The 13,510-nt window shown below is 62.0% G+C and carries 15 protein-coding genes; 9 read left to right on the top strand and 6 right to left on the bottom strand.

Features of this window, described 5'->3' with window-relative positions; genetic code table 11:
* Positions 1-106: 106 nt before the first annotated feature.
* Complete coding sequence (locus QMX97_RS28980) at positions 107-937, bottom strand: IclR family transcriptional regulator (RefSeq protein WP_106804313.1); 831 nt, start codon at positions 935-937, stop codon at positions 107-109.
* A 242-nt stretch (positions 938-1,179) separates the two neighbouring features.
* Between QMX97_RS28980 and QMX97_RS28975 the strand changes: the two genes are divergently transcribed.
* Genes QMX97_RS28975 through QMX97_RS28945 form a run of 7 tightly spaced genes read left to right on the top strand, consistent with a single transcriptional unit; the run spans position 1,180 to position 7,619 of the window.
* The gene (locus QMX97_RS28975; protein ID WP_282398038.1) at positions 1,180-2,208 is read left to right on the top strand and encodes an ABC transporter ATP-binding protein; all 1,029 of its coding nucleotides are present in this window, start codon (positions 1,180-1,182) and stop codon (positions 2,206-2,208) included.
* Positions 2,205-3,050: an ABC transporter permease gene (locus QMX97_RS28970; RefSeq protein WP_065906033.1), complete on the top strand. Its 846-nt coding sequence runs from the start codon at positions 2,205-2,207 to the stop codon at positions 3,048-3,050. Before QMX97_RS28975 ends, QMX97_RS28970 begins: the two co-directional genes overlap by 4 nt.
* Before the next feature lie 4 nt (positions 3,051-3,054).
* Positions 3,055-3,849, top strand: coding sequence for an ABC transporter permease (locus QMX97_RS28965; protein WP_065906030.1), 795 nt, complete (start codon positions 3,055-3,057; stop codon positions 3,847-3,849).
* Positions 3,849-4,139 carry a (2Fe-2S)-binding protein gene (locus QMX97_RS28960; RefSeq protein ID WP_120448253.1) on the top strand — a complete coding sequence of 97 codons (291 nt, stop codon included), beginning with the start codon at positions 3,849-3,851 and terminating at the stop codon, positions 4,137-4,139. The genes QMX97_RS28965 and QMX97_RS28960 overlap by 1 nt, the downstream gene beginning before the upstream one ends.
* Positions 4,136-5,479, top strand: a complete 1,344-nt coding sequence (locus tag QMX97_RS28955; RefSeq protein ID WP_106804315.1) for an FAD/NAD(P)-binding oxidoreductase — start codon at positions 4,136-4,138, stop codon at positions 5,477-5,479. The genes QMX97_RS28960 and QMX97_RS28955 overlap by 4 nt, the downstream gene beginning before the upstream one ends.
* Positions 5,476-6,573: an FAD-dependent oxidoreductase gene (locus QMX97_RS28950; protein WP_282398037.1), complete on the top strand. Its 1,098-nt coding sequence runs from the start codon at positions 5,476-5,478 to the stop codon at positions 6,571-6,573. Before QMX97_RS28955 ends, QMX97_RS28950 begins: the two co-directional genes overlap by 4 nt.
* 14 nt (positions 6,574-6,587) lie before the next feature.
* On the top strand, positions 6,588-7,619 hold the full coding sequence (locus QMX97_RS28945) for an ABC transporter substrate-binding protein (RefSeq protein WP_282398036.1): 1,032 nt from the start codon (positions 6,588-6,590) through the stop codon (positions 7,617-7,619).
* A gap of 4 nt (positions 7,620-7,623) precedes the next feature.
* Here QMX97_RS28945 and QMX97_RS28940 read toward each other — a convergent pair whose 3' ends face one another.
* Together QMX97_RS28940 and QMX97_RS28935 are read right to left on the bottom strand one after the other, a co-directional pair.
* Entirely contained in the window at positions 7,624-8,100 is a 477-nt protein-coding gene (locus QMX97_RS28940) for a hypothetical protein (RefSeq protein ID WP_242485891.1), read from the bottom strand.
* Positions 8,101-8,108: 8 nt separating this feature from the next.
* Positions 8,109-9,023, bottom strand: coding sequence for an NAD synthetase (locus QMX97_RS28935; RefSeq protein ID WP_201144083.1), 915 nt, complete (start codon positions 9,021-9,023; stop codon positions 8,109-8,111).
* A 185-nt stretch (positions 9,024-9,208) separates the two neighbouring features.
* On the opposite strand from QMX97_RS28935, the gene QMX97_RS28930 reads away from it, so the two are divergent.
* On the top strand, positions 9,209-9,697 hold the full coding sequence (locus QMX97_RS28930; RefSeq protein WP_282398035.1) for a type VI secretion system tube protein Hcp: 489 nt from the start codon (positions 9,209-9,211) through the stop codon (positions 9,695-9,697).
* Between the two features lie 85 nt (positions 9,698-9,782).
* On the opposite strand, the gene nadE is transcribed toward QMX97_RS28930, so the two are convergent.
* The 3 genes from nadE to QMX97_RS28915 all read right to left on the bottom strand — a co-directional run bounded on the left by nadE (position 9,783) and on the right by QMX97_RS28915 (position 12,571).
* A complete protein-coding gene (nadE, locus tag QMX97_RS28925; RefSeq protein ID WP_282398034.1) occupies positions 9,783-10,598 on the bottom strand; it encodes an ammonia-dependent NAD(+) synthetase in 816 nt (271 codons plus the stop codon).
* Positions 10,599-10,673: 75 nt separating this feature from the next.
* A complete protein-coding gene (gene pncB, locus QMX97_RS28920) occupies positions 10,674-11,912 on the bottom strand; it encodes a nicotinate phosphoribosyltransferase (RefSeq protein WP_282398033.1) in 1,239 nt (412 codons plus the stop codon).
* 11 nt (positions 11,913-11,923) lie between these two features.
* Positions 11,924-12,571 (bottom strand): nicotinamidase, encoded by a 648-nt coding sequence (locus QMX97_RS28915; RefSeq protein ID WP_106804323.1) that lies wholly within the window; start codon positions 12,569-12,571, stop codon positions 11,924-11,926.
* Positions 12,572-12,717: 146 nt separating this feature from the next.
* Between QMX97_RS28915 and QMX97_RS28910 the strand changes: the two genes are divergently transcribed.
* Positions 12,718-13,410, top strand: a complete 693-nt coding sequence (locus QMX97_RS28910) for an NUDIX hydrolase (RefSeq protein WP_201144078.1) — start codon at positions 12,718-12,720, stop codon at positions 13,408-13,410.
* The last annotated feature ends 100 nt before the right edge of the window (positions 13,411-13,510 follow it).

Below are 13,510 nucleotides of genomic sequence, written 5' to 3'. Positions count from 1 at the left end.
GGCTTGCTCGCGAACGCGGTGTGTCAGTGGACATATCCATGACTGACCTGTCGCATTCGCGAGCAAGCCCGCTCCCACACTGGTTCTTCATCGTGGCGGAGAGGGGTTACCCACCGAAGGTCTGCGACGGCCTGCGCAGGGTCGGATCGAACGGGTTGATCCTCGGCCCGATCGCCGCGGCTTCGCGCTTGAGCAGTTCCACCACCATTGGCAAGCGGCTCGGCCCCAACCGATCACTGATGGTCGCCACACTCAGCGCCGCTACCGCGTGGCCGTCGCGATTGAGGATAGGCACCGCCAGGCCCGCCATGCCTTCCAGCACCCCGGTATTGCGCGCCGCATAACCCAGGTTGCGCACGTTCTCGACCTCCGAGCGCAGCAGCACCTCGTCGTACAGGTGAAAGTCCTTGAGCCGTGGCAGGTTGTAGCGGATCACCGTCTCGCGCTCTTCTTCCGGCAGGAACGCCAGGATCGCCAGGCTGCCCTGGCCCACTCCCAGCGCCACCCGCCCGCCGATATCGCCGGTGAAGGTACGGATCGGGTACGGCCCTTCGCTGCGGTCGAGGCAAATCGCATCGAAGCCACTGCGCGCCAGCAGGAACAGCGAATCACCCAATGACGCACTCAGGCGCAGCATGCTCGGCCGCACCAGGTCGCGCAGGTTGCCGGTCTTGCCCGCGTTCGCCGCCAGCGCGAAAAACTCCAGGCTCAAGCGATAGCGCTTGCTGCGCGCATCCTGCTCGACCATGCCCTCATCCATCAGGCTGCGCAACAGGCGGTGAGTGGTGGGCTGGGACAGGCCAACCTGTTGCGCAAGTTGGGTCACGCGTTCGCCACCTTCCGGCACCTCGCCCAGGGTGCGCAGCAGCGCAAACAGTCGGGAGACTCCGCCGGCGCCGACTTCCCGGGCATTTTCATTCCGCTCAGTGGAATCCATATCACGTGACCTCTTATAAAATTCTGGTGAGTGAATAAAAACGAAAAAAGTAGTTCATTGAGTGAAATTCCATCTTCCGCCCATCCTAGTCTTCGTCCTAATCTGCGTCCACAGGGGCGAAATGAACAACTAACGGCAGCCGACTCAAGATCGAGCGCCAACGCACCGGCAACACCTCATTCGCATCTGCCCAAAACAAAAAAGCGCGTTTCGACGCGACTCAAAAAAGGTGGAACGCAGACATGGCATTTCTCCAACTCAACGCCTTGAGCAAACGCTACGGCGCCGTCGACGCGGTGGTCGCCACTGACCTGGCGGTGGAAAAAGGCGAGTTCGTTTCGCTGCTCGGCCCTTCCGGCTGCGGCAAGACCACCACCCTGCAAATGATCGCCGGTTTCGTCGATGTCAGCGCCGGGCAGATCCTGCTCGACGGGCGCGACATCACCCACGCCAAGCCCGCCAGCCGTGGCCTGGGGGTGGTATTCCAGAGCTATGCGCTGTTCCCGCACATGACCGTGCGCGACAATGTCGCCTTCGGCCTGAAGATGCGCAAAGTGCCGGTCGCCGAGATCGCCAGCAAGGTCAAGACCGTGCTCGAACTGGTGCGCCTGGCACCCCATGCCGAACGTTACCCACGGGAGCTGTCCGGCGGCCAGCGCCAACGCGTGGCCCTGGCCCGCGCCCTGGTGATCGAACCACCGGTATTGCTGCTCGATGAACCGCTGTCCAACCTCGACGCCAACCTGCGCGAAGAGATGCAGTTCGAGATCCGTCGCATCCAGTGCGCCGTCGGCATCACCACGTTGATGGTGACCCACGACCAGGCCGAAGCCCTGTCGATCAGCGACCGCGTGGTGGTGATGCAGGCCGGCCGCGTGACCCAGATCGACGCGCCGTACAAGCTCTACGAACACCCGCGCACGCGCTTTATCTCGGACTTCGTTGGCAAGGCCAATTTGCTCGCCGGTGATTACGATCAACTGGGTATCCCGCAGGTGCGCCACGAAAGCGGCGACGGCGAACTGGTCCTGAGCCTGCGCCCGGAAAAGATCAGCCTGGTGCAAGCCGGTGCCGGGCGCCTGCAGGGCAAGGTGCTCGACCGCTACTTCTTCGGCAGCCAATGGCTGTACCGCATCCACACCCCTCTCGGCGAAATCACCGTGGTGCGCAGCAATGACGGCAGCGCGCCGCTGGGCTGCGGCGCGGCGGTCGGCCTGGAGTGGCAGGCCGAACTGCTGCGGGTACTGGCGGCGGATGAGGTGCACGCATGAGTCGCGGCTATTTGCTTTCACTGCCGGCCCTGCTGCTGTTTACCGGGCTGCTGATCCTGCCGCTCGGGCTGACACTGGTGCTGTCGTTCAACGTGTTCGACTACCAGGTCGGCGTCAAGGGTGATGAATGGACCCTGGCCCACTACCTGGCGCTGTTCAGTGACTCGTACTTCTACGAGATCTTCTGGCGCACCTTCTGGATCAGCGCGCTGGTGACCCTGCTGTGCGTGGTGATCGGCGTCCCCGAGGCTTACATCCTCAGTCGCATGGGCACGCCATGGCGCTCGATCTTCCTGATCCTGATCCTCACGCCGCTGCTGATTTCGGTGGTGGTGCGCGCCTTCGGCTGGAGCCTGCTGCTGGGTGCCGACGGGTTGGTCAACCAGGTGATCCAGGCCCTCGGCGGGCGCCCGGTGAAGCTGCTGTACACGCCATTCGCAGTGATCATCGCGCTGGTGCACGTGATGCTGCCGTTCATGATCATTCCGGTGTGGACCTCGCTGCAAAAGCTCGACCCGTCGGCTGAACAGGCCGCGCTGTCGCTGGGTGCAAGCCAGGCCACGGTGATGCGCAGGATCGTGTTGCCCCAGGTGATGCCCGGCGTGCTGTCCGGCACCCTGATCGTGTTCGGCCTGGCCGCCAGTTCGTTTGCGATTCCCGGCCTGCTTGGCGGACGACGCCTGAAAATGGTCGCCACCGTGGTGTACGACCAGTACCTCTCGGAACTCAACTGGCCCATGGGCGCCACCATCGCGGTGGTGCTGCTGTTGGTCAATCTGCTGATCATGCTGAGCTGGAACCGCATGGTCGAAGGCCGCTATAAAAAGTCCCTGGGGGTTTAAGCGCATGTCCAGAAACGGTCCTTTGGCCCTCGGCTTTCACGGCCTGGTGGTGCTGTTCATGATGGCGCCGCTGGTGGTGGTCTGCCTGGTGGCCTTCACCCCGGAAAACACCTTGAGCCTGCCCACCTCGGGCTTCTCCCTGCGTTGGTTTCGCGCAGTGTTCGAGCGTGCCGACTTTATCCAGGCGTTCTACAACAGCCTGATCCTGGCGTTTACCGCCGCGACCCTGGCCACCTTGATTGCCGTGCCGGCGGCCTTGGCGATCAGCCGATACTCGTTCCCGGGGCGCAACTTTTTCAGCGCGTTGTTCCTGTCGCCGATCATCATTCCGCACCTGGTCCTGGGCGTGGCGATGCTGCGCCTGTTCGCGCTGATGGGCGTGAACGGCAGCTTCACCTGGCTGATGCTCGCGCACGTGGTGATCATCACCCCGTATGTGCTGCGCCTGGTGCTGGCAGCGGCGATCGGTATTGACCGCAGTGCCGAACAGGCGGCGGAGTCCCTGGGCGCCGGGCGCTTCACGCTGTTTCGGCAGATCACCCTGCCGATGATTTTGCCCGGCGTCGCCGGTGGTTGGCTGCTGGCCTTCATCAACAGTTTCGATGAGGTGACGCTGTCGATCTTCGTCAGTTCGCCGGCCACGCAGACCCTGCCGGTGCGCATGTACGTGTACGCCACCGAGTCCATCGACCCGATGATGGCGGCGGTGTCGGCGTTGGTGATTGCGCTGACGGCGGCGACCATGATTCTGCTCGACCGGGTCTACGGCCTGGACCGCGTGCTGGTGGGGAAACATTGATGGCCTTGTTCAAACGATTGGCCGAAACCACGCGCCCTGCCCTGTCCTTTACCCTGGACGGACAACCCGCCACCGGCTTGCTCGGCGACACGTTGCTGACCGCCGTACTGACCTGCGCCGAGCACCTGCGCGGCAGTGATTTCAGCGCCGAACGCCGCGCCGGGTTTTGCCTGATGGGCGCCTGCCAGGATTGCTGGGTGCGACTTGAGGACGGGCGCCGCGTGCGGGCCTGCTCGACGCTGCTGGAAGAAGGCCAGGCGATCAGCCGCGAGCCGGGGCGCCAGCTATGAAGCCGGTGGTGATTGTCGGTGCCGGCCCGGCAGGCATCAGCGCTGCGCGCACCCTGCTCGACCATGGCATCAACGCCTGCCTGGTGGATGAAAGCCTGCGCGGCGGCGGGCAGATCTATCGGCGCCAGCCGGCAAACTTCCAGCGTACGGCCAAGCAGATCTACGGGTTCGAGGCGCGCAAGGCCGAGGCCGTGCACCGTACGCTGGATGAACTCGCGCCGCTGATCGACTACCGCCCGCAAACGCTGGTGTGGAACGCCGAGGATGGGCGCCTGGACATGCTCAATAACGGGCGTGCCGAGAGCGTCGAGTATGCGCGGATCATCGTCGCCACCGGCGCCACCGACCGCATCCTGCCAGTCCCGGGCTGGACCTTGCCGGGGGTGTACAGCCTGGGCGCGGCGCAAATCGCCTTGAAGTATCAGGGCTGCGCGATTGGTGAACGGGTGGCGTTTTGTGGCAGCGGACCGTTGCTGTATTTGGTCGCGTACCAGTACGCCAAGGCCGGCGCCCAGGTGGTGGCAGTGCTCGACAGCGCGCCGTTCAGCGCGCAATGCCGTGCAGTGCCGGCCCTGCTCCGGCAACCGCTGACCTTGGCCAAGGGCTTGTATTACCGCGCCTGGCTGACCGCTCACGGCGTGCCCGTGCATCAGGGCGCGACGCTTCAACAGATCGACGGCGAGCAACGCGTGCGTGGCATCCGCTGGGACCAGCAGGTGCTGGAATGTGACGCCGTGGGCTTTGCCCATGCCTTGCGCAGCGAGACACAGCTGGCGGACTTGCTCGGCTGTGAGTTTGCCTGGAGCGCGTTGAATCGCGCCTGGTTGCCGCAACGCGACGGCGCCGGACGCAGCAGTGTGCGCGACGTGTACCTGGCCGGCGATGGCGCCGGAATCATGGGGGCAGACGCGGCAGCAATGGCCGGCGAACGCGCAGCCTTGGCGGTGCTGGAAGATTCAGGCATTGCCATCGATCATCGCCGCCCGGCTGAGCTGGAACAGCAACTGGCGGCTATCCAGCGCTTTCGCCATGGCCTGGAAACCGCATTCCCGTTTCCTGAAGACTGGGCCGCGCAGGCGCCGGATGCGTTGATCCTGTGCCGCTGCGAGGAAGTCAGCGTCGGTGATGTGCGCGCCGTGGTCGATGAAGGCCATTGGGAAATCAATCGGGTCAAGGCGCATTGCCGCGTCGGCATGGGTCGCTGCCAGGGCCGCATGTGCGGGCTGGCGGCGGCGGAAATCGTCGCCGAGCGCAGCGGTCGCGCAGTTGAAAACGTCGGCCGCCTGCGTGGCCAGGCTCCGATCAAGCCGTTGCCGTTCGGCGTGGAGGTGCAGCCATGATCGACGTCATCGTACTCGGCGGCGGCATTGTCGGCGCTTCGGCAGCCTTGATGCTCGCGCAGAAGGGCCAGCGCGTGGCCTTGGTGGAACGGGATTTTTGCGGCTCGCATTCCAGTGGTGTGAATTACGGCGGCGTGCGCCGACAAGGCCGGCCGCTGCATCAGTTACCGCTGTCGCAACGCGCGCATGCGCTGTGGTCCGACCTGCCGGGGTTGATCGGCATCGACGGCGAGTACGTGCGTTCCGGGCATCTGAAACTCGCGCGCAGCGCGGCGGATTTTGCTGCGCTGCAAGCCTATGCCGAGCACACCCGAGGCTTTGGCCTGGGCTTGCAATTGCTGGACTACACCGAGCTGCGCGCACGCTTTCCCTGGGTCGGCGATATCGCCGTGGGTGCGTCGTTGTGTCCGGAAGACGGGCATGCCAACCCGCGACTGGTGTCTCCGGCTTTCGCCCGTGCCGCGCAACGCCTTGGCGCGGCGGTCCACGAGCAGGCCGAAGTGCTTCAGGTCGAACATGACGGCCAGCGCTTTCAGGTGCGCTGCGCCAACGGCCTGCACTTACAGGCGCCGTGGTTACTCAATTGTGCCGGCGCCTGGGCCGGCACCGTCGCCGCGCACTTTGGCGAGCCGGTGCCGATTACCTCGGCGCATCCGGCGATGCTGGTCACCGAGCCATTGCCGATGGTGATGAACGTGAGCACCGGCGTCGAAGGCGGCGGGATTTATGCGCGGCAGGTCGCCCGCGGCAATTGCATCCTCGGTGGCGGGCGCGGTTTTGCCCTCGGCCCGCTGACGGCGCGCCCTGGCCAGGCCGCAGTGCTGGAGATTCTGCGCAATGCCGGCGAGTTGTACCCGTTCCTCAAGGGTGCCCAGGCGATTCGCACCTGGAGCGGCACCGAAGGTTACCTACCCGATCACGAACCGGTGATCGGTCCCAGCAGTACCCAACCGGGCTTGCTCCACGGTTTCGGCTTTGCCGGCGCCGGGTTCCAGCTCGGCCCCGCGGTCGGTGAAGCCCTGGCAGAGATTGTCTGCGACGGGGCCAGCCGCCAACCCATCGAAGCGTTTTCCATCCGTCGTTTCCAAGCCTGAGAGGAAAAACCTCCATGAACCTCCGTATTGCGCTGTCCTGCTTGTCCCTCGCCTTGCTCACCACCACCGCAAACGCCGCGCCGACGCTGTACCTGGGCATGAACGGCGGCACCATGGAACGGGTGTACGCCGACAAGGTGCTGCCCGCGTTCGAGAAGGCCAACAACGTCAAGGTGGTGATCGTGCCTGGCACCTCGTCGGACATCCTCGCCAAGGTCCAGGCCAACAAAGACAACCCGCAGATGCACGTGATGTTCCTCGACGACGGCATCATGTACCGCGCCATCTCCATGGGCCTGTGCGACACGTTGGCGCCGAGCCCGACCCTGGAGCAGATCCCGGCCAAGGCGAAAATCAAGCAGCAGGCAGTGGCCGTGACCCTGGGCGTCACCGGCCTGGGCTACAACGCCAAGATGTTCAAGGAAAAAGGCTGGGCCGCGCCCACCTCGTGGATGGACCTGGCCGACCCGCGCTTCAAGGACAAAGTGGTGTTCCAGTCCCTGGCCTCGTCGACCTTCGGCCTGCACGGCTTCTTGATGTTCAACCGCATCCAGGGCGGCGATGAAACCAACGTCGACCCGGGCTTCAAGGCCTGGCCGACAACCGTTGGCCCCAACGTACTGGAATACATCGCCAGCTCGGCGAAAATCTCCGAGATGGTGCAGACCGACGAAGCGGCGATCTTCCCCCTTACCCCGACCCAGGTCACCACCCAGAAGTTGCTCGGCGTGCCGATGGAATATGCGCAACCGAAGGAAGGCGCGGTGGTGCTGAACGTGGCTGAATGCGTGATTGCACGCAATGACCAGCCGGAACTGGCGCAGAAACTCGCAGCATTTTTGCTGACCGCCGAGGCCCAGGCACCGGCGCTGGAAGAAGGCGACCAGATCCCGTCGAACCCGACCACACCGACCACCGACAAGACCCGCGCGCGGGTAGAGGCGATGCAGGGTTACTTGCAGACGGCGATTTCGATTGACTGGGACCAGGTGAACCAGGCGCGGCCGGAGTGGAATGCGCGGTGGAGTCGGTCGATCGAGCGGTAACGCCTTATAACCGCTCCTGGCGCCGATTCTTCTGGCGTTGGGTGCGGATTATTCTACCGATACGTTGGCGTTCTTCGCGCAGTTCTACCCACTCGTTACGGGCTTCCCGGTGGCGTTTACTGTTGAGCAATAGCAGGGCGAGCAGTGGGAACAGGATGCCTGACACATAGAAAACTGTGTGAGGGCGATAGGCGATAGTCGGGAGAACGCCGACCAAGCACAAGAGCATCAAGATGACCGGAATGTAGATCCATCCTAGATAGCCACGGACAACCATGAAGTTGCAGTGGGCGATAAGAAAAGACGCAACGAGTACTGAAAAATAGGAATACCTGAGGCTTTCGCTAACAGGTAGCACTTCAAAGTAACTGTCGATCATCATCGGTATGCCGATGACGAGAGTGAGCCCCTGAGCAAAAAGTGCCCCCATAGAAACAGGAAAATAGCGCTTCAAATAACGCAAGAGTTCCTTATAGGTCATCAGAAATATCATTCCTCAAACGCCTCATATAATCCCACGGCAATCGTTCGGAAATTGCCATTTACAATGCTACCGCCCGAAGTCAATGAGGCACCTATGACATCCTTGATCTGGGTAACAGTGGCATGACGAAGACTCGCAGGGGTAAATCGCTTGGGTAAATCACCTGCCAGCTGTTTCAACTTCATCATTTTCGAAGTCAACTGCGGATGTTGAATACTCAATAACTCCTTCGTCAACTTTGCTCTTTCCTGTCGAGTAAGCCCCCTGAGTACTTGATACCAACCTTTGCCTGTGGCTGCCTTCGTCAAATTGACGAGTTTGACAGTTGTTAAGAAGGAGGTACCAGCACCAACAAGCGCAACAGCGTCCAACGCAGCGGTCGCGTGTTGATACCAAGGATCACTGTCCAGCAAATGATTTTTCGAGGGATCGGTCAACTCGTTGTATACACGGTACCCACCCACAACGCATTGAACGAAACTGGCCGTCGCAGATGTGTAGCCAACAGCCGCAACCACCGAACTGATACCGCCAGTAAATGGAATTGCAGCGGTACCACTGACAGCCACAAGCCAACCTAAAATAGCACTGCCGCATGCGAACCCCATCCCTAACGCCTCAAACACGAGTTGCGATTCCCTAGGCTCCTGCTCCAACCGCCGGACAAAATCCAACCGCGCCATCGACCTCGGCATCTCGCGCAAAATCACGCGTTTGGGCAGCACACTGCAAATCGGTTGAAACTCGCGCAACGTCACCGGCCACAACTGTGAATCGAGGTACACCACCCCTGCCCCAGCAATCGCCGGATCAGCGTCGATCACAGCAAACAATCGACGCAGGTCAATGCTGCTTTCTACCCGCTCACGGGTGGTGAGGTGGGCCTTGGGGAATCCGTCCTTCAATACGCTGGTAGCCATTCCTTTACTCCAGAATTCTCAAGAGCGCAGAGCGTAAAGAATCAATATCCACCAGGAATGTAGGAAGGTTTCCTTTTTCAAGACAGGCACTTCTCGATCTCGCCTCAGAGCCTTGTAGTCAATCCTGGGAATGGGAAAAGTACGCCCCGCGCCACTACCGGCGAACGATCAAACAAGGACCGAAGATGGCGATCGATATGTTTTTGAAGCTGGGAGATATCAAGGGCGAGTCCAGGGATCAGGCGCATCGGGATGAAATCGATATCACCCGCTGGGGCTGGAGCCTGTCTCAGTCTGGCTCCATGCACAGCGGCACGGGCGGCGGCGCCGGTAAGGTCAATATGGCGAATATCGCGATTGAAAAGAGCCTGGATAAATCCACGCCAAACCTGATGATGGCCTGTGCTACCGGCAAGCATTATCCGGAAGCCCGCATTGTGGTGCGCAAGGCTGGAGGCGACAGCAGTGTGGAGTATCTGCTGATCACCTTGAAGGAGGTTATGGTTGCCTCTTACGAAGCACGCGCAGCGGCGTCCAACGATGTGCTTACGGAAGAAATCAGCCTTAACTTCGCCAAGGTGGAAGTCAGTTACCAGCCGCAGAAAGCCGATGGAGGCAAGGATGGCGGGCCGATCCGGTTCGGCTGGAACATTCGCGAGAACAGCAAACTGTAGGCGCGGCCAGCGAAAAACCACAACGATAACGCGGGCATGCTGGAAGTACGCGGTGCCGATGGGTTTTTCGCTGGCGAGCCCGCGCCTACGAGGGGGTGATGGGCAGTGCGCGTTTGTGGGCGGTCTTGAGGTAGGTCTGCTCGACAAGGGTCCTCACTCGTTCGCTCACCGGCTCGCCCATCAGGTAGGCGTCGATCTCTGCATAAGTACAGCCGTAGGCGTGTTCGTCCGGTTTCCCCGGCACCAGCTCTTCCAGGTCGGCGGTCGGCAGTTTGTGCACCAGCGTCGCCGGGGCACCGAGGGCGCTGGCCAGCAGGCGTACCTGGGTCTTGGTCAGCCCCGAGAGCGGGGCCAGGTCGCAAGCGCCGTCGCCGAATTTGGTGAAGAAACCCATCAGCGCTTCGGCGCCATGGTCGGTGCCGACGACCAGGCCGTTGTGCAGGTTGGCCACCGCGTACTGGGCGATCATGCGAGTGCGGGCCTTGACGTTGCCCTTGATGAAATCCACGTGGCTGGCGCTGGCTTCGTTGGCGTCGAGGCTGGCCATCAGGCCGTCGACGCTGGCGGCGATGTTCAGGGTCTCGATGTGGTCCGGGGCGATGAAATCCAGCGAGGCCTGGGCATCGCTTTCATCGGCCTGGGTTTTATAGGGCAAGCGCATGGCGATAAAGCGCGCGGCGTAGTCCTCATTTCGCAGGTGCTCTACCGCCAACTGGCACAAGCGGCCGGCGGTCAGCGAGTCGACACCGCCACTGATGCCCAGTACCAGGGCCTTGCAGCCGGACTGGCGCAAGGTGGTCTTGATGAAGTCGATGCGCCGCTGGACCTCTTTGGCTTCATCGCCCTTGCCCAGTTGCCGATCGATATTCAGTTCCTGCGCGATACGTTCTTGGGTTTGCATATCACACCTCTGTATTGCCTGGATTGACCTGTGGGAGCGGGCTTGCTCGCGAAGACGACGTGTCAGTCGACCCCGTCAGCGCTGATCCACCGCATTCGGGAGCACGCCCTCTCCTACAGAAAATACCTGGGCCGCGTACTGCAAGAACGACGGGTCTTCGCAGGCGTTCTTGATCGGATCATCGGAGAATTTCACCACCGGCTCGCCGTGCACCCGCACCAGCTTCATCACGATGCTCAGCGGCTCGACGCCCTCCACATCACAGGCCAGGCTGGTGCCCATGCCGAAACCGAACTTGGCCTTGCCACGGATGTGCCGCAGGATCGGCAGGCATTTTTCGAAGTTCAGGCCGTCGGAAAACATCAGGTCCTTGGTCATCGGGTCGATGCCCAACTGTTTGTAGCGGGCCAGCACCTTGTCGGCCCAGGCGATAGGGTCGCCGGAGTCCTGGCGCAGGCCGTCGTAGAGCTTGGCGAAGTACAGGTCGAAATCCTTGAGGAAAAAGTCAGTGCTGATGCAGTCGGTCAGGGCGATGCCGAGGCGGCCCCGGTACTCGCGCACCCAGTTTTCCAGCGCCGCGTTCTGGCTCTCACGCAGGCGGCCCAGTTGCTGGTGCACCATCAGCCATTGGTGGGCCATGGTGCCGATCAGCGGCAGGTCGAACTCATAGGCCAGGTGCGCATTGCTGGTGCCGACGAACTGACCGGGGAAGTCGCGGCGCATGATGTCTACCACTTCGCGCTGGGCCTTGAACGACAGGCGCCGGCGGGTCGAGAAGTCCGACACACGCAAGTCGGCCAGCTCCTCGCGGCTGAGGTTTTTCTCCAGCCAGTCGAACTTCTGATAGAGCTTGCGGGTGACGTCTTCCAGGCTCACGTCGGGGTATTTGTCGCGGTTGCGCAACTCGCTGACCAGCGCCAGTACCGGCTGCTCGAACATGATGCAGTGCAGCATCGGGCCGACCACGCGGATGTTCAACTGGCCGTCGATCTCACTGACGTGGATATAGCGCAGATTGAAGCGGAACAGGCCGAGGAAGCGCTCGTAGTCCGGGGTCAGGTATTCGCGAAAACGCGGGTTGAACAAAAAGCGCAGCTCGCCTTCTCGCATCTGCAGGCCGGCCATGTTCTCCAGCTCGGCGCGCAACGCGGGGATCAGGTGGCCGAGCTTCTCCCTGGAGCGGACGATGAAGTTGTATTCCACATCGACATTCGGGTGCTGGTGCAACACCGCCTGCATCATGGTGAAGGTGTAGTAGTCGGTGTCGAGCAAGCCCTGGATCACCGGGGATTCGTAGTCGTAGGCACTTTCCATGGTGTATCTCCTTAACGCGTGGCCATCGCGGCCAGTTCTTCGCGGGTGCTGCTGATGCAGGCACCGGCCTTGAGCAACTCGTTGACGGCCTGCACACCGCCCTCCTCGCTGATACTGCGGCACGCCGGCACGTGCAGGACCACCTCCAGCCCGGCCTTGAGCAGTTGCAGGGCGGTGGTCTTGACGCAGTAGTCGAGGGCCAGGCCACCGACGATCACGCGGCTGACACCTTGGGCCTTGAGGTACTCGATCACGCCGGTGGAGAGCTTGTCGTGCAGGTCGTGGTAGCAGGCGCCGTAGGGGTGCAGGTCGGGTTCGACGCCTTTCCAGATGAAGTAGTCGTAGTCATAGGGCGTGGGCAGTTCGTCGAGCAAGGTAAAGCCCTCGGTACCCGGCACGCAGTGGCTGACCCAGGTGACATCGGCGTGGACCAGGCCGGTGGGCTGCAGCATCTCGCTGTGCTGCGTGACCACCCAGGGTGCATGCGGGGTATGCGCGTCCTTGCTGCCGACGCGGTGGCCGGCGAGGCTGGCCATGAAGTTGAGTTCGGCACCGATCTGATCACCACCGACCACCGGCAATTCGTTGGGGCACAGCGGCGTGAAGCTCTTCTGGGCATCGACGTCGAATGAAGCAATGGCGGTTTTCGCGAGGGTCATGGCGGATCTCCTGTGGCCTGGAATCAAAAGTACACGTCATGTACTTTCATTGCAAGAAACATTTAGATATCTATCCCTGGCCCAGTACATGACATATCTGTTCGATCCGCTAGACTGTGCCTCATCGTTGTTCAGAAGGACGTCACATGCCCCTTAGCCCCTACCTCCATACCGTCGACCTGTGCGTGCTGTGCTATTGCCGCACGGGCGGCGAACTGAAACTGCTGCTGAACAAACGCGAGGCCGAGCCGTTTGCCGGGCACTGGGCACTGCCCGGCGTGGTGGTGAATGGCGACGTGCAAGATCTGAGCCTCCAGGCTGCCGTGGAGCGTTTGCGCACCAGCGACAAGGTCGGCCTGGCGTTGGCCTGGAGTGAACAAGTGGGCACGGTGGGTGACGCGTTTCGCGATCCGCGTTGCTGGTCGTCGTCGACCTTTTACCTGGCGATCGTCGCGGATGAAGTCAGCCTGGGTGAGCATCAGGGCTGGTTTGCGCTGAAGGCAGTGGCCGATGGCAGCATCAAGCTGCCGTTCGATCACAACAGTATCGTCGCGGCGGTGCAGGAACGGTTGCTCTCCAAGTCGCTGTACAGCAGCTTGCCGCTGATGTTCCTGGGCAATGAATTCAGCGCACCGGAAGCGACCACGATCTTTTCCCTGGTGCTGGAGCGGCCGGTATTGAAGACCAGTATTCGCCAGCGGCTATTGAAGCTGACAGAGGCGGGGTATCTGCGTGAGACGGGCCGCAAGAAGCACGGTGAAGGCGGCCGGCCCCAGGCGACGGTGGAGAACCTGAAGCCCGGGGCGGTGTATTTTTTTGATCGCAGTTTCGCCGAGTAAACCACCCCTGCAGGCGCCCGGCTTGCCGGGCGCCTACCAGGATCAGTTCATCCAGTTGCCACCGTCGACGTTGTAGGTCTGGGCCACCACATAGTCGGCC

Origin of the sequence: Pseudomonas sp. PS01298 (genome assembly GCF_029959745.1) — a bacterium.
GTDB classification, from domain to species: Bacteria; Pseudomonadota; Gammaproteobacteria; order Pseudomonadales; family Pseudomonadaceae; genus Aquipseudomonas; species Aquipseudomonas aylmerensis.
The sequence above is the reverse complement of the archived record's forward strand: the minus strand, read 5'-3'. Positions and strand labels throughout refer to the sequence as shown.

What these genes read in the sequence shown, in the direction of transcription:
- QMX97_RS28980 (WP_106804313.1), bottom strand. Translation starts at nt 937, where the DNA reads ATGGATTCCACTGAGCGGAATGAAAATGCCCGGGAAGTCGGCGCCGGC.
- QMX97_RS28975 (WP_282398038.1), top strand. Translation starts at nt 1,180, where the DNA reads ATGGCATTTCTCCAACTCAACGCCTTGAGCAAACGCTACGGCGCCGTC.
- QMX97_RS28970 (WP_065906033.1), top strand. Translation starts at nt 2,205, where the DNA reads ATGAGTCGCGGCTATTTGCTTTCACTGCCGGCCCTGCTGCTGTTTACC.
- QMX97_RS28965 (WP_065906030.1), top strand. Translation starts at nt 3,055, where the DNA reads ATGTCCAGAAACGGTCCTTTGGCCCTCGGCTTTCACGGCCTGGTGGTG.
- QMX97_RS28960 (WP_120448253.1), top strand. Translation starts at nt 3,849, where the DNA reads ATGGCCTTGTTCAAACGATTGGCCGAAACCACGCGCCCTGCCCTGTCC.
- QMX97_RS28955 (WP_106804315.1), top strand. Translation starts at nt 4,136, where the DNA reads ATGAAGCCGGTGGTGATTGTCGGTGCCGGCCCGGCAGGCATCAGCGCT.
- QMX97_RS28950 (WP_282398037.1), top strand. Translation starts at nt 5,476, where the DNA reads ATGATCGACGTCATCGTACTCGGCGGCGGCATTGTCGGCGCTTCGGCA.
- QMX97_RS28945 (WP_282398036.1), top strand. Translation starts at nt 6,588, where the DNA reads ATGAACCTCCGTATTGCGCTGTCCTGCTTGTCCCTCGCCTTGCTCACC.
- QMX97_RS28940 (WP_242485891.1), bottom strand. Translation starts at nt 8,100, where the DNA reads ATGACCTATAAGGAACTCTTGCGTTATTTGAAGCGCTATTTTCCTGTT.
- QMX97_RS28935 (WP_201144083.1), bottom strand. Translation starts at nt 9,023, where the DNA reads ATGGCTACCAGCGTATTGAAGGACGGATTCCCCAAGGCCCACCTCACC.
- QMX97_RS28930 (WP_282398035.1), top strand. Translation starts at nt 9,209, where the DNA reads ATGGCGATCGATATGTTTTTGAAGCTGGGAGATATCAAGGGCGAGTCC.
- nadE (WP_282398034.1), bottom strand. Translation starts at nt 10,598, where the DNA reads ATGCAAACCCAAGAACGTATCGCGCAGGAACTGAATATCGATCGGCAA.
- pncB (WP_282398033.1), bottom strand. Translation starts at nt 11,912, where the DNA reads ATGGAAAGTGCCTACGACTACGAATCCCCGGTGATCCAGGGCTTGCTC.
- QMX97_RS28915 (WP_106804323.1), bottom strand. Translation starts at nt 12,571, where the DNA reads ATGACCCTCGCGAAAACCGCCATTGCTTCATTCGACGTCGATGCCCAG.
- QMX97_RS28910 (WP_201144078.1), top strand. Translation starts at nt 12,718, where the DNA reads ATGCCCCTTAGCCCCTACCTCCATACCGTCGACCTGTGCGTGCTGTGC.